The sequence below is a fragment of the Vibrio tapetis subsp. tapetis genome, assembly GCF_900233005.1.
In the GTDB taxonomy this organism is placed as follows: domain Bacteria; phylum Pseudomonadota; class Gammaproteobacteria; order Enterobacterales; family Vibrionaceae; genus Vibrio; species Vibrio tapetis.
Genome location: NZ_LT960611.1, coordinates 758,764 through 772,370 on the forward strand (window position 1 = coordinate 758,764; position 13,607 = coordinate 772,370).

Below are 13,607 nucleotides of genomic sequence, written 5' to 3' on the forward strand. Positions count from 1 at the left end.
TCAATGTTTCTCCGACATGGCTTGGACAGGGTGTTGTTTTAATATTTGACGTGCGGGATATAATGCAGCAATTAAACTGACCAACACAACGGTCACGAAGATCATCTGGTAGTCAGACCCGGCTACATAGGGGTATAGCATCGTATCCATTCCGTAATTTCCAAGCGCTTCAGCCATCATCGCTAAATTGATGCCGCTGTGCCCAAGAACCGTCATCAATGTAAAACTACTGATAACCCCCAAAGCCGCCCCTGTCACACCAAGAAATGTCGATTCCAACATGATCAAAATAAAAATTTTATGCTTTTGCATCCCGACCGCCATCAAAACACCAAATTCTTGGGTACGTTCAAACACTGACATGAGCAAGATATTAATGATGCCAAAACCCATCGCAATCACGAAGATCGCCAACATCACTTGATTGCTGGTTTTCATTGAGCCCTGCATCGTCGCAAGCAACGGTTGAACTTGCTGCCAATTTCTAACACTGATCTGTGATGAGCCTTCTTTACGCATGCTTTCATTAAGATGGCTTTGAAGCTCTTGTTGAAATGCCTTAACGCTGTCGACTTCCGTGTCATTAACCAGTATCGCAATTTCATGTACGCCCTTGATTCCGGCCAATTTAGTGAGATCATTTTTCCTAACGTAAACATTCCCGTCATCAAAGCTGGTTGAAGGCGTTTTAAATATACCGCGTACTCGAAATGCCGCACCTGATACATCATTGTTCGTATCTGAGAACGTTAATACGACTTTGGAGCCAACACGCAAACGCAGCCTTTCTGCTATTTTTTGCGAAACTAATACTGGGTTTCGACCTTCAGCTGATAGCCATTTACCATCAACGATGTGTTCAGACAAAGGAGTGATTTTTTGCTCTTGAACCAGATCGATGCCATTAATACGCACCCCTCTTGTGCTTCTCGCCGAGGCCACCATGCCATTTGCCAGAACTCTGGCCGAATAAGCCTTTATATCGGGAGACTGTTTAATATAATCTAGTATCAGGTCAGAATTGGGGATAACGGAATTAATTTCTGGGTTATCTACATAGGTTTTCTGATGCACTTGAACATGACTTGTTTGCCATGAAATAGCATTTTTTAACATGCTATCTACTAGGCCAGTCATGAACCCCATCATGAGCGAGACACCGAGTAAACCAAAAACCATGGCACCTAACATGATGCTGGTACGCATTTTATTACGCCATAAGTTGCGCCACGCAAGCTTAATGAGCATGAGCACCTCCTTTTAACGCACTCACCAACTCCAGTTGATAGATGCGTTTCATTGGGTAAATTAAACAGAGCAACATTAGCGTTAACACAATCAAGATTTGATCTATAAATAGCGACGTCTTAATGGCAATTGGGATCACAGGCTCTAACCCACTTTGAATCATCAATTTCGCAGTTTCACCCGTGAGTTCAATCGGGTTATAAAATAAGTAGGCGAGTATCGGAGCAGACACAACTAAGCCAATTACCACACCGATTAATGCCATCATTGCAGACTCTAGTCCAATCAACGTTATTAATTTGGAACGTACTAAACCCGTCGCCAACATTACGCCAAATTCGCGCTGCCTCTCTAACGTCATCATCATAATAGTGGCAAACAATCCAAAACCAACCACACCATAGAGGACGTACATCAAAAAGATGCCACCGGCTTTATCCATCTGAATGTTTTGTGCCGTTTCTGGTGATAAGTCTGTCCAATCTCGAACGTTTACATTGTCTTTATATATCGATTTTAATTGCTCTGTTGCAATCGATACCTGTTCTAGCGACTTAGTATGAAGAACCCAATTGGTCACCTGCCCTTCAGTACTGTACATCAGCTTTGCTTGCTCAAGGGGCATATACACGAGTTGGCTTTCTAGCTGAGGCGTGGGAAATGAAATCAAGCCCTTTATCGTATAAAGCCCTGCTGCGGTTTGACCACGATAGCCTTGTCCGTACAGCACAAATTCATCGCCGACTGTCACGTTCATAACACGAGCTAAACTTTCCCCAAGTAACACGGCTTTGTCTGAAGCTGAAAAGTAACTTCCCTTAACGATTTTATCGGACAAGTTCGAATAGCCGTCTTCTAGCGTTGGTTCGATGCCGATCACTAGCACACCTTTCGACTTGTCTGAAGCGGCCGCTAAAGCAAAAGACTCAATCCTTGGCATCACGAACTCCATAGAAGGCAGTGCTTTGGCTGGCTGAATGAAGTCCTCGCTGCCTGGCAACAAGTCATCAATACTGTTACTTTCGCCATACTCAGGGTGCTGAAGTTGAATAAGCCCGGTATAAAAACGGGCGCTATTCTCGATTGAGTTCGCGTATGTCCCTTCTTGCATCGACCGCATAACCAAAGACAACACCAACGCTAACGCAAGCGCAGAGGCGGTTAATACGGTACGCCGCTTTTGTCTCCATAGATTTCGCCAAGCCAATTTCACTAACATAAATAGCCCTTGATGGTCTTTGTCTTAGTCGCGTAGTGCTTTCATTTGAGATTGTGAGAAAAATTCGTCACCAATTTCAAATTCAAATTGCGCTTCATGGGTGATCATTTCCGTTTTTTGATTCGGTTTGTCTGCCGGAACCATTTCCATTCTTGTTGCTAACATGCGCCCCCCCATTTCCTTTATGTCATAAGTACTCATGGTATTAACCAGCTCATCAAACTCATCGTAAAACTCAACTTTGCGCTGCAGATAAGTCTCGGTTGAAATCCATAATTTAACCTTATTCCAAACCACGGGAGCGTCCGGTTTGGCGTACGCATTAATAACCCATGTCCTCTCATTATCGAACGATTCTTCCCCAGCCATTTTGTGATCATAATCGACCACGATCGAGGATTGATTAATCAGGTCGTCGTTAGTGAAATCAGACCCCATCCAAGACTGCCCCAACATAGACGGCGCTATTTTTATCACACGCTCAATACCCGGGATCCAGTTCCACATTTCTTTTTGCCTCTTAAGAGACGACGCACCTTTGTCCTTTGCAGGGGCAGTAACCAATACTAACGACAGGTCTTGTCCCTTTGTCCAAGACTTCATGCTCATACTACGCGTCCAGTCTGGACGGACGATATTCATCGTAGCAACCGTGTAGCTGGATTTGCCACGCATTTGCTGGTCAGAACGTTGAACGACTTCTTTGGCTGATAGAGTTTGTGAAGGCAAGGTTGGAGATTCTGCAAATACCGAAAACGAAAGGCACAGTGTAGAGAAACTTAGAGTAAAAAGACGTAACGAGAGGTGCTTCATAACAAAATCCTATAAGAAATTGACTCTTTTATATTCGCACAGTTTATTGTAGTTAACACCCATCGTTAATCAAAAATGCTTTAAAAAACAGCTAAATTAGATTCAAAAAGAAAAGAAAGGCCTCCAAATTGGAAGCCTAAAATATCGTCAGTTCGATGGCTATTTATACATTAGCCAACTGTAACAATGCGGCATTGCTTAGCAGCAAATTCAGTTCTGGTGGGCAATGGGATTTTTCTGGAACAAACACACACACGTCTTCATTATTACGTGCGGCTTCTTCTAATAAATTGGAAAGATGGGAAACAGAGTTATATGTTTGTCTTGCTGCGTCACGTCGGCATAAGTCGACAAATTCAAATGGACATGAGCTAGGATATAAAACCATCTGAGCCTGTTGCATCAAACGTAAGCTTTTAATAGACAGTAACTCGACGTCTTGCCCAAACTCATGCCAAGTAACTCGCTTGGTCGGCTCGTATGTCTCGGTTAGCAATGTTTGATACACATCTTCTAACGCTTCTCTGTTACTTGCTGTATCGACCAACGGGTGTGCAAAAAAAGCTTCCCAGAACCTTCTTCTACCGTCTACGCTATCCAAATGCTTTTTGATGCTGTTGCGCTTTGAAGCTGCAAATTCAGCTTGCAACGTTAGATTCTGAGCCAAAACTGATTCCATTTTCTCCCGAATATTTCGGATTAAAACAGGCGACGCTCCGCCACTCGAAATTGCAATTTGGACGCGCCCTCGCTCTATCATTGACGGCGTGATGAAATCACAAAATGGTAAGTCATCAACAACGTTTACCATGATTTTCTGATCTGTAGCATCTTGATAAACTTGATGGTTTAAATCAGGGTTGTCGGTTGTCGCCCAAGCTTGAACATAGTCTTTCATCATATCAGAGTGATAAAACGATTTTTCCCAAATACATTGCTCTTGCTCAACCAAAGCCTGCAGAAATGGTTCTATTTGAGGAGAGACAATTGTCACTCTCGCGCCAGCCCTCACCAATGCATCTACTTTACGAGAAGCGACCTCTCCCCCTCCAACAACCAATACTGGCTTGTGATTTAAGTCAAAAAACAGTGGAAAATATCGCATCCTTTACCTTTCTACTCATTTATATATGCCTATAAAGTCTAACAAAAATGGGGCATTGACGATATGCCCCACCCGATGATGACATCATATAGCTTTGAAATTTAAGCCCAACTAAGACAGATATACCATTTATGAGGCGCAGATTGAGATTAAAACCCACAAATTACATCAATATTGTAACAATACGTCTGATGCACAATGTTGGAGCGAGGTTGCACTATTTACAAATCCTTTACATTTGTTCATTCTAATTACGTAAAGTTTTGTGACGCTTCTCAAAAATTCTTTTAAATTAACCATTTGAGAAACTGCAAATCTTTTCCTACGCTTATAACTAGTTGATTTATTGTTCGGTCGTTCGAAACAATCTGTCAGCACAAAATGCTATTTTTTAACGTGAACCGAATTGGTTCGGTTTTACATGGATGATACAGGAAGGATTCATATGGCGAACAAACTCACTATTCTTGCTTCAGTAGTAGCAGCTTCAACTGTCATGATGGCAACATCAGCACAAGCTGCAGAAAGCACATTAGCGAAAGTGAAAGCAAAAGGCTCACTACAATGTGGTGTTAGTACTGGCTTGCCTGGTTTCTCTAACCCGAACTCAAAGGGTGAGTGGGAAGGAATCGACGTAGAGTACTGTCAAGCTGTTGCTGCTGCGGTATTAGGCGACAAAACAAAAGTTAAATATGTACCACTGACTGCGAAAGAGCGTTTTACCGCACTTCAATCGGGTGAAATTGATGTTCTTTCACGTAACACAACGTGGACACTACACCGTGATACTGCGCTAGGTTTAAACTTCGTGGGTGTGAACTACTACGATGGTCAAGGCTTCATGGTTAAGAAAGACCTAGGTCTAACAAGTGCTAAAGAACTCGATGGCGCATCTGTATGTGTTCAGTCTGGTACAACAACGGAACTAAACTTAGCCGATTACTTCCGTAATGAAGGCATGTCTTACAAGCCAGTAGTATTTGATACTGCCGCTCAAACCTCTAAAGGATTTGACTCTGGTCGTTGTGACGTTCTAACAACAGACCAATCAGGTCTATACGCTCTTCGTCTTAACCTAGCGGATCCTGCATCTGCGGTTGTATTACCAGAAATCATCTCTAAAGAGCCACTTGGCCCTGTAGTTCGTCAAGGTGATGATGCTTGGTTCAACATTGCTAAGTGGACGCTTAATGCCATGATCAATGCTGAAGAGTACGGTATCTCATCTAAAAACGCAGACCAAATGCTTAAATCTAAAGATCCAAACGTCAAGCGTATTCTTGGTGTTGATGGTCCAAAAGGTAAAGGCCTAGGTTTGAGTGATGACTGGAGCTACCAAGTTATTAAACAAGTCGGTAACTATGGTGAAAGCTTCGAACGCACCGTTGGTACAGGTTCTCCTCTGCAAATCTCACGTGGCGTGAACGCGTTGTGGAATGCAGGCGGCTTCATGTACGCTCCACCACTTCGCTAATTCCACTACTACAATAAATCAGAAAGGGCGGTATTTCCGCCCTTCTTTAAATGGATTTGAGGTTATTGTTGTATGAAACCTACGAATAATTTAGCCGAAGGCAATACTAAGCCATCTCAAAAAGCTAACCTTTTATACAATCCTACTTTTCGCTCTGTTGTTTTTCAGTTAATTGCGGTTTTCGTTCTCGGTAGTTTTATTTATACCATTGTGAGCAACGCATTAAACAATCTTGATGCTCGTGGCATCGCGACTGGTTTTGACTTTCTAACACAAGAAGCAGGCTTTGGGATTGGCCAAACACTCATCGAATATGACGAAACGTATTCTTATGGAAGAACCTTCGTTATTGGTCTTTTAAATACAGCTCTGGTCGCTGTTCTTGGTATTATCTTCGCAACATTGCTTGGATTTACCATGGGTATCGCAAGATTGTCTTCTAACTGGCTGGTAAGCCGACTAGCAGCAGTCTATATCGAAGTTTTCCGAAACATCCCTCTTTTATTACAAATCTTCTTTTGGTATTTTGCTGTACTACAAGCTCTACCTTCTCCTCGACAGAGTATGAGCCTAGGTGAAGCTATATTCCTCAATGTAAGAGGTTTATATTTACCAAGCCCTGTATTTGAAGCTGGGAGTAGCATTGTACTTGCCGTATTTGTGTTAGCTATTGCTGCTTCTATCGTCATTTCTGTTTGGGCAAAGAACAAACAAAAACTGACAGGTCAGCAAACTCCGATAGCGCTTATCGCGACTGGGCTGTGCATCATTTTACCCGTAGTTACGTATTTCCTTGTCGGAATGCCTATTACGGCAGAGTACCCCGTACTAAAAGGCTTCAATTTCCGCGGAGGTATTACGATACTTCCAGAACTTGCGGCACTACTTATGGCTCTTAGTGTTTACACTGCATCGTTCATTGCTGAAATTGTTCGTTCCGGTATTAATGCGGTGAGTCATGGCCAAACCGAAGCGGCAATGGCCCTTGGCTTGCCTCGCTCTCGCACACTTAAGTTTGTTGTTATTCCACAAGCTTTACGAATCATCATCCCACCGCTCACCAGTCAATATCTGAACCTAACCAAAAACTCATCCCTAGCAATGGCGATCGGTTACCCGGATTTGGTTTCAGTGTTTGCAGGTACAACGCTCAATCAGACAGGTCAAGCGATTGAAATCATCGCGATGACGATGGGGGTTTACTTAACGCTAAGTTTGGTTACTTCTGCTTTGATGAACATCTATAACCGTAAAGTCGCGTTGGTGGAGAGATAATATGAGTACTCATCAATTTCAACCTGACCTTCCGCCACCATCGAATACTGTTGGTATCGGTAGCTGGTTAAAGAAAAACCTATTCAATAGCGTTGGTAATTCAATATTAACCGTGATTCTTGGCTACCTGTCTATCATGTTGTTTTGGAACACATTGGACTGGGCCATACTTTCGGCAGACTGGTTTGGCACAACACGTGACGACTGTACTCGTGATGGTGCTTGTTGGGTATTCATTAGCGTCCGCTGGCAACAGTATATGTATGGATTCTACCCAACAGAAGAACTATGGCGCGCTCGCTTGTTCTTCGGCACGTTAGCGGTTTTCGTCGCATTACTGGCTTACGAAAGAACACCGAAACGTACGTGGATTTGGCTATTTTTCGTCAATATTTATCCATTCTTATCGGCTGGACTGTTATACGGCGGTGTATTTGGTCTAGAAGTCGTTGATACCCATTTATGGGGGGGCTTATTAGTCACGCTTATCATCGCGTTAGTAGGTATTGTGGTTTCACTACCAATCGGTGTCGCCCTAGCATTAGGTCGTCGTTCTGAAATGCCTATAATCCGGAGCTTATGTACTGTCTACATTGAAGCATGGCGTGGTGTTCCATTAATCACGGTTCTGTTTATGGCTTCGGTAATGCTACCTCTATTTATGTCTGAAGGCTCTGAAACAGATAAACTCATCCGTGCTCTGATCGGTGTGGTTATGTTCAGTGCAGCCTATATGGCGGAAGTAGTACGCGGCGGGCTTCAAGCTATCCCTAAGGGTCAATACGAAGCAGCCGACGCATTAGGCCTGTCTTATTGGAAGAAAACTGGGTTAATTATTTTACCTCAGGCGTTAAAAATCACCATTCCATCAATTGTTAACACGTTTATCGGTCTATTTAAAGACACCAGTTTGGTGCTTATTATCGGTATGTTTGATGTACTTGGTATTGGTCAGGCAGCAAACACCGACCCAGAATGGTTAGGTTTTGCGACTGAGAGTTATGTATTTGTTGCGTTAGTGTTCTGGGTATTTTGTTTCAGCATGTCGAGATACTCGATATGGCTTGAAAACAAACTTCATACCGGTCACAAACGATAGAATTAAGCGCAGGGACGTATTATGACGCAAGAAAATGAACTAATGATCCAATTAAAGGACATGAACAAATGGTACGGCGATTTTCACGTACTAAAGAACATTAATCTAGAGGTACGTAAAGGCGAGAAGATCGTTATTTGTGGCCCTTCTGGCTCTGGAAAATCCACCATGATTCGATGCATCAACCGCCTCGAAGAGCACCAAAAAGGTCAGATCCTTGTATCAGGAACCGAACTAACTGAAGACATTAAAAACATCGAAGCGGTTCGCAAAGAAGTAGGCATGTGTTTTCAGCACTTCAACCTATTCCCTCACCTTACCGTGTTGGAAAACTGCACCTTGGCTCCTATTTGGGTAAAGAAAATGCCTAAAGAAGAAGCCGAAGCCGTCGCAATGAAATATTTGGAAAGGGTTAAGATCCCAGATCAAGCAGAGAAATACCCAGGGCAACTGTCTGGTGGCCAACAGCAACGTGTAGCAATTGCTCGTTCACTCTGTATGAATCCGCAAGTAATGCTGTTTGATGAACCAACTTCCGCCCTCGACCCAGAAATGGTTCGTGAAGTACTCGACGTAATGGTTGAGTTAGCAGGAGAAGGCATGACCATGTTATGTGTAACGCATGAAATGGGTTTTGCAAAAGAAGTGGCCGACAGGGTTATCTTTATGGATGCAGGCGAAATCATTGAAGAAAACAACCCAGTCGACTTCTTTGAGAATCCACAGTCTGATCGAACCCAAAACTTCTTGAGTCAAATATTGCATCATTAAACTTTCCAAGAGATGATACTACACTTAAACAAGGCGACTGAAATGGTCGCCTTATCTTTGGTAGCTATGTTCACTACAACTCGGTAACAATGTGTTACAAAGTCGTTGATACATATCTCGTTATTTTTCGTACTATTTTTACCTATATGGTTGGCTCTAGCGCTTGTATTATTGAACTTTAGCCCCCATAAATGTCTTATAGATAACAACGTCACCTTACGAGGAACATTATGAACGGTCCAATCGTATCGAACTCTCGCCAACAAGAGAGTCTGATTCAAACAAACAAAGTACTGCGTAGTACTTACTTCTTGCTGTCTATGACTCTGCTTTGGTCAGCGGTTGTGGCTGGCGTGTCTATGGCAATGAACATGCCTCACCCAGGTATGATCATTACACTAGTTGGCTTCTACGGCCTTCTTTTCTTAACCGAGAAGAATCGCAATAACTCGATGGGCTTGGTGTTTACTTTCCTATTCACAGGCTTCATGGGCTACACCATTGGTCCTATCCTAAACATGTACCTTGGTGCAGGTATGGGCGATGTGATCATTACTGCTCTTGGCGGTACTGCTCTATCATTTATGGCAGCATCGGCATACGCGCTAACAACTAAGCGTGATTTGTCTATGCTTGGTGGCTTAATGCTTTCTTTGTTTGTTGTTTTGGTTGTTGGCATGATCGCTAGCATCTTTATCCAATCGACAATTATGCATTTGGCAATGAGCAGCTTGTTCATTGTATTCTCTACAATGGCAATTTTGATGACAACTCAAGGCATCATTCGCGGCGGTGAAACTAACTACATCTCTGCGACAGTGACTTTGTTTGTATCTATTTACAACATCTTCATCAGCCTGCTAAGCATCCTAGGTATCATGAACAGCGACGACTAATTTTTGCTGTTATTTGAACCCAAAAAACCCGAGCATTGCTCGGGTTTTTCTATTGGTATAAACCTTACTTTTGAGCTAACCTAGCGCCAGATTAACTTGACGAACAAATACCATGCTTAACTATCAAGATAAAGAAATTGCAACAGATGCACAGGGCTACCTTCTTAATGTTAATGACTGGGAAGAAGGCATGGTTCCTCTTCTTGCAAATGAAGAGGGAATAGACCTGACAGATGCGCACTGGGAAGTCATCCGATTTGTCCGTGATTTCTACCTAGAGTTCAATACATCGCCAGCAGTTAGAATGTTGGTAAAAGCAATGGAAAAAGCACACGGCCCTGAAAAAGGAAACAGCAAATACTTGTTCAAACTCTTCAGGCAAGGCCCAGCTAAACAAGCGACTAAACTGGCTGGTTTACCTAAACCGGCTAAGTGTTTATAAGAACTAATCCTTTTGTAGGCCTTTCGGCCTACAAAATCTCAAAACCTTCCATCTGAATTACCTCAATTTCTTCAGAGATAACCGAGTCTACCCGCGCGGTTTTAGGACCGTCCTTTAACCAGATGGCTAACGCGTTCAACTTTGGTCTCTCTCCACACGCCAATACCTCAACATCCCCGTTTTCTCGATTTTTCACGTAACCAACCAAACCCTGTTTCAATGCATATTGAGCCGTATGGAAACGAAATCCAACACCCTGAACCTTGCCTTTAACGCTAAACCGCACACATTTTTGAACCATTCTCGTACCCTCTAAAAAGGTGAAATGCTATATTAGCGTTATCATGCCAATGTATAACACCATATAGAATTAAGAGTCACCATTATGAAAGAAATCCCGTTTCGCTGGATAGATAAGTATCTCATTCATCTAAAAATCCAAGAAAAATTTTACCTGTTATTCATACTGCCCGCTTTGGCCGTTATTATTGTTACCGCAATTCTTAACTTTGCAGCCAACGACTTAATCCATGAGCTCGTTATTAAAGATTTAACTTCGGTTCAAGCTTTCGCTGATGCGGGTAACCTGACTCAGCAGCAAGTGATGAACATAATTGCGCAGTCTGATCATATTATTGTTGGTCGCGGGCCAGAATCGGTGACGGTTGCCAATGGAACACTAAGCCTAATGGAAAACCCTGATATCAGCGTAGTATCTTGGCTTTCAGCAACTCAATTGAGCATTATCATTGGCGCCCTATTTCTTGTTGCTTTAACTGTTTATTACATCATGACCTTTATCGGCGGCGCGATGTTTTCTACCAATAAAGCGCTTGCGACCCTCGCTAATGGTGATCTAAAAGCCCGTTTGAACTATTTCCCGGTCCGTGATGAATTCAGCACCATTGCTATTAATATAGACAAGGTATCTGAACGGGAACAGAAATTGGTCTTAGCAATCCAAGAGTCTGTTGCGCTGATGCAACAGATAAGCTCGGAGCTGAATCAATCTTCTCAAACCAGTTATAATCTTTCGAGTCAGCAGCAATCCAACTTGGATTCACTCGCCAGTGCGACCGAAGAGATGGCGACCACCATTCGTGAAGTGGCCAACCTTTCTCACGACTCAAGCATGCAAACCGACGAAGCACGTAACGTCGCGCAAGACGGCTTGGTAAAAGTAGGTGAAACACTGAGTTCAATTTCCAATTTGAGTAACGAAATTCAATCTGCAGCACAAGCCGTAGCGGAATTGGATACTAATGCCGCTCAGATTGACGAGGTGGTTGCCACTATCAACGCAATTTCTGAGCAAACCAACCTATTGGCACTTAATGCTGCAATCGAGGCTGCTCGCGCAGGTGAGCAAGGCCGAGGTTTTGCTGTGGTAGCTGATGAAGTTCGCACTCTTGCAGGTCGAACCCAGCAAGCAACGGTTGAGATTCAATCCATGATAGAAGCTCTTCAGAAAAACAGCGGCGCGTTAACTCGTTTGATGGAAACCACCGTCTTGAATGCTAACCAAGGCCAAAGCTTAATGGGTGAAGTGGACAAACAGATCACTGATATTTCCGATAAAAATCAGTTCATTTCTGAAAGTAGTACTCAAATCGCGACGGCTGCTGAAGAGCAAGGCGTGGTAGCAGACAGTATTGCTGCAAGCGTTGAAACGATTCGAAATCAGTCAAATGAAGTGAATACTCTTATTCAATCTTCAAATGGCAACATCGATAGCCTACGCGTGCAAAGCGACCAAATGGAAAAACTTCTTACTGGTTTAAAGGCATAGTTTGAAGTGCTAAAAGCTAAGTAACAAAAGATAAGTATAAAGTGGAGTATTGGGTGTGAGTTGAGAACAATTCGAGCCCATTGCTTCACTTATGCCTTTCCGCCTTATGCCTTCTCACCTGCCCCTTCTTTACAACATCTATTGCATTTACCTACTGCTTCACTCAAAATACGCGCCTTAGATCAACCAATCAGGCACTTCAAATGACTCCTACACTAACTCTTGTTAAAGGCCGCGATAAATCGCTGCGCCGCAAACACCCTTGGGTTTTCTCTCTCGGTATTGCAAAAATCGAAGGCGAGCCAACGCTGGGTCAAACCGTTGATATTCTTGCTCATAACGGCGAATGGTTAGCAAAAGCAGCATACTCCCCTAATTCGCAAATCAGCGCTCGTGTATGGAGTTTCAAAAAATCGGATTCAATCGATCAGGATTTTTTTATAAAACGAATTCAAGATGCCCTACTTCTTCGTCAAGATATTATTGAACGAGATGGTCTTACTGGCTTTCGCCTGATTGCCGCTGAGTCTGATGGCCTCCCTGGTATTACTATAGACAAGTATCAAGACTTTCTTGTTTGTCAGCTTCTGAGTGCAGGCGCCGAATTGCAAAAACCAGTTTTGGTAGAAGCCTTAAAAGAAGTGTTCCCAGAATGCAATGTTTACGAACGCTCTGACGTCGCCGTTCGTAAGAAAGAAGGACTAGAGCAAACGGTTGGTGTATTGCACGGTGATACTCCTCCTAAATCGGTCGTTATCGAAGAAAACGGCGTTAAGATCAGCGTAGATATTGTCGACGGCCATAAAACAGGTTTTTACCTAGACCAACGCGATAGTCGCCAACAAGCCATCAAATACGTAAAAAACAAAGAAGTACTAAACTGCTTTTCTTACACCGGTGGGTTTGGTTTGTACGCCCTTAAAGGTGATGCAAAACGCGTAATCAACGTTGATGTATCTCAACCGGCTCTTGATACAGCAAAACACAACGCTGAAATCAATGGTTTCGATATCTCAAAAAAACGCGCTGTATTCCTAAATGCTGATGTATTTAAACTGCTTCGCGAGTACCGTGACCAAGGCACGAAATTTGATGTTGTGATCATGGATCCGCCAAAGTTTGTCTCTAGCAAGAACAACTTAACCTCTGGTGCGAACGGCTATAAAGACATCAACATGCTTGCCATGCAGATCTTGAAGCCGGGTGGCACATTGCTTACTTACTCTTGCTCAGGCCTTATGGGTAACGACCTATTCCAAAAAATCATTGCCGACGCGGCACTTGATGCTGGCCGCAGCGTTAAATTCATCGAACGTTTTGAACAAGCAGCGGATCACCCTGTAGATACGGCGTATCCTGAAGGGTTTTACCTGAAAGGTTTTGCTTGTAAGGTGTTGTAGGCTCAAGGCTCAAGGCTCAAGGCTCAAGGCTCAAGGCTCAAGGCTCAAGGCTCAAGAATAGCGCTTTTAGGTATTG

At 43.2% G+C, this 13,607-nt stretch carries 13 protein-coding genes; 8 read left to right on the plus strand and 5 right to left on the minus strand.

The features are described 5' to 3' along the window. From VTAP4600_RS03510 to VTAP4600_RS03525, 4 genes are all read right to left on the minus strand, one after another. Window positions 1-1,248 (minus strand): ABC transporter permease, encoded by a 1,248-nt coding sequence (locus VTAP4600_RS03510; protein WP_102521524.1) that lies wholly within the window; start codon window positions 1,246-1,248, stop codon window positions 1-3. Continuing rightward, the gene (locus tag VTAP4600_RS03515; protein ID WP_102521525.1) at window positions 1,238-2,467 is read right to left on the minus strand and encodes an ABC transporter permease; all 1,230 of its coding nucleotides are present in this window, start codon (window positions 2,465-2,467) and stop codon (window positions 1,238-1,240) included. Before VTAP4600_RS03515 ends, VTAP4600_RS03510 begins: the two co-directional genes overlap by 11 nt. A gap of 24 nt (window positions 2,468-2,491) precedes the next feature. Next, a complete protein-coding gene (locus VTAP4600_RS03520; protein WP_102521526.1) occupies window positions 2,492-3,280 on the minus strand; it encodes an outer membrane lipoprotein-sorting protein in 789 nt (262 codons plus the stop codon). A 163-nt stretch (window positions 3,281-3,443) separates the two neighbouring features. Then, window positions 3,444-4,385, minus strand: coding sequence for a siroheme synthase (locus VTAP4600_RS03525; RefSeq protein ID WP_102521527.1), 942 nt, complete (start codon window positions 4,383-4,385; stop codon window positions 3,444-3,446). Window positions 4,386-4,830: 445 nt separating this feature from the next. On the opposite strand from VTAP4600_RS03525, the gene VTAP4600_RS03530 reads away from it, so the two are divergent. The 6 genes from VTAP4600_RS03530 (at window position 4,831) to VTAP4600_RS03555 (ending at window position 10,342) form a co-directional block, all read left to right on the plus strand. Then, the gene (locus tag VTAP4600_RS03530) at window positions 4,831-5,859 is read left to right on the plus strand and encodes an amino acid ABC transporter substrate-binding protein (RefSeq protein WP_102521528.1); all 1,029 of its coding nucleotides are present in this window, start codon (window positions 4,831-4,833) and stop codon (window positions 5,857-5,859) included. 72 nt (window positions 5,860-5,931) lie between these two features. Then, window positions 5,932-7,134 (plus strand): amino acid ABC transporter permease, encoded by a 1,203-nt coding sequence (locus tag VTAP4600_RS03535; RefSeq protein WP_102521529.1) that lies wholly within the window; start codon window positions 5,932-5,934, stop codon window positions 7,132-7,134. Window position 7,135: 1 nt separating this feature from the next. After that, entirely contained in the window at window positions 7,136-8,233 is a 1,098-nt protein-coding gene (locus VTAP4600_RS03540) for an amino acid ABC transporter permease (RefSeq protein ID WP_102521530.1), read from the plus strand. 21 nt (window positions 8,234-8,254) lie between these two features. Beyond that, entirely contained in the window at window positions 8,255-9,004 is a 750-nt protein-coding gene (locus VTAP4600_RS03545) for an amino acid ABC transporter ATP-binding protein (RefSeq protein ID WP_102521531.1), read from the plus strand. Window positions 9,005-9,234: 230 nt separating this feature from the next. Beyond that, window positions 9,235-9,900 carry a Bax inhibitor-1/YccA family protein gene (locus VTAP4600_RS03550; RefSeq protein ID WP_102521532.1) on the plus strand — a complete coding sequence of 222 codons (666 nt, stop codon included), beginning with the start codon at window positions 9,235-9,237 and terminating at the stop codon, window positions 9,898-9,900. Window positions 9,901-10,012: 112 nt separating this feature from the next. Further along, window positions 10,013-10,342, plus strand: a complete 330-nt coding sequence (locus tag VTAP4600_RS03555; RefSeq protein WP_102521533.1) for a TusE/DsrC/DsvC family sulfur relay protein — start codon at window positions 10,013-10,015, stop codon at window positions 10,340-10,342. Window positions 10,343-10,370: 28 nt separating this feature from the next. On the opposite strand, the gene yccX is transcribed toward VTAP4600_RS03555, so the two are convergent. Beyond that, window positions 10,371-10,643 (minus strand): acylphosphatase, encoded by a 273-nt coding sequence (gene yccX, locus VTAP4600_RS03560; protein WP_102521534.1) that lies wholly within the window; start codon window positions 10,641-10,643, stop codon window positions 10,371-10,373. Between the two features lie 84 nt (window positions 10,644-10,727). Here yccX and VTAP4600_RS03565 point away from each other — a divergent pair, with 84 nt between their 5' ends. Both VTAP4600_RS03565 and VTAP4600_RS03570 read left to right on the plus strand, forming a co-directional pair. Beyond that, complete coding sequence (locus tag VTAP4600_RS03565; RefSeq protein WP_102521535.1) at window positions 10,728-12,131, plus strand: methyl-accepting chemotaxis protein; 1,404 nt, start codon at window positions 10,728-10,730, stop codon at window positions 12,129-12,131. Window positions 12,132-12,334: 203 nt separating this feature from the next. Beyond that, window positions 12,335-13,531 (plus strand): class I SAM-dependent methyltransferase, encoded by a 1,197-nt coding sequence (locus VTAP4600_RS03570; protein WP_102521536.1) that lies wholly within the window; start codon window positions 12,335-12,337, stop codon window positions 13,529-13,531. Window positions 13,532-13,607: the final 76 nt, after the last annotated feature.

Bases quoted from the DNA above. Each gene is read 5' to 3' on its own strand.
- yccX (WP_102521534.1), bottom strand. From the start codon at position 10,643: ATGGTTCAAAAATGTGTGCGGTTTAGCGTTAAAGGCAAGGTTCAGGGT.
- VTAP4600_RS03535 (WP_102521529.1), top strand. From the start codon at position 5,932: ATGAAACCTACGAATAATTTAGCCGAAGGCAATACTAAGCCATCTCAA.
- VTAP4600_RS03540 (WP_102521530.1), top strand. From the start codon at position 7,136: ATGAGTACTCATCAATTTCAACCTGACCTTCCGCCACCATCGAATACT.
- VTAP4600_RS03520 (WP_102521526.1), bottom strand. From the start codon at position 3,280: ATGAAGCACCTCTCGTTACGTCTTTTTACTCTAAGTTTCTCTACACTG.
- VTAP4600_RS03555 (WP_102521533.1), top strand. From the start codon at position 10,013: ATGCTTAACTATCAAGATAAAGAAATTGCAACAGATGCACAGGGCTAC.
- VTAP4600_RS03565 (WP_102521535.1), top strand. From the start codon at position 10,728: ATGAAAGAAATCCCGTTTCGCTGGATAGATAAGTATCTCATTCATCTA.
- VTAP4600_RS03515 (WP_102521525.1), bottom strand. From the start codon at position 2,467: ATGTTAGTGAAATTGGCTTGGCGAAATCTATGGAGACAAAAGCGGCGT.
- VTAP4600_RS03530 (WP_102521528.1), top strand. From the start codon at position 4,831: ATGGCGAACAAACTCACTATTCTTGCTTCAGTAGTAGCAGCTTCAACT.
- VTAP4600_RS03550 (WP_102521532.1), top strand. From the start codon at position 9,235: ATGAACGGTCCAATCGTATCGAACTCTCGCCAACAAGAGAGTCTGATT.
- VTAP4600_RS03510 (WP_102521524.1), bottom strand. From the start codon at position 1,248: ATGCTCATTAAGCTTGCGTGGCGCAACTTATGGCGTAATAAAATGCGT.
- VTAP4600_RS03545 (WP_102521531.1), top strand. From the start codon at position 8,255: ATGACGCAAGAAAATGAACTAATGATCCAATTAAAGGACATGAACAAA.
- VTAP4600_RS03525 (WP_102521527.1), bottom strand. From the start codon at position 4,385: ATGCGATATTTTCCACTGTTTTTTGACTTAAATCACAAGCCAGTATTG.
- VTAP4600_RS03570 (WP_102521536.1), top strand. From the start codon at position 12,335: ATGACTCCTACACTAACTCTTGTTAAAGGCCGCGATAAATCGCTGCGC.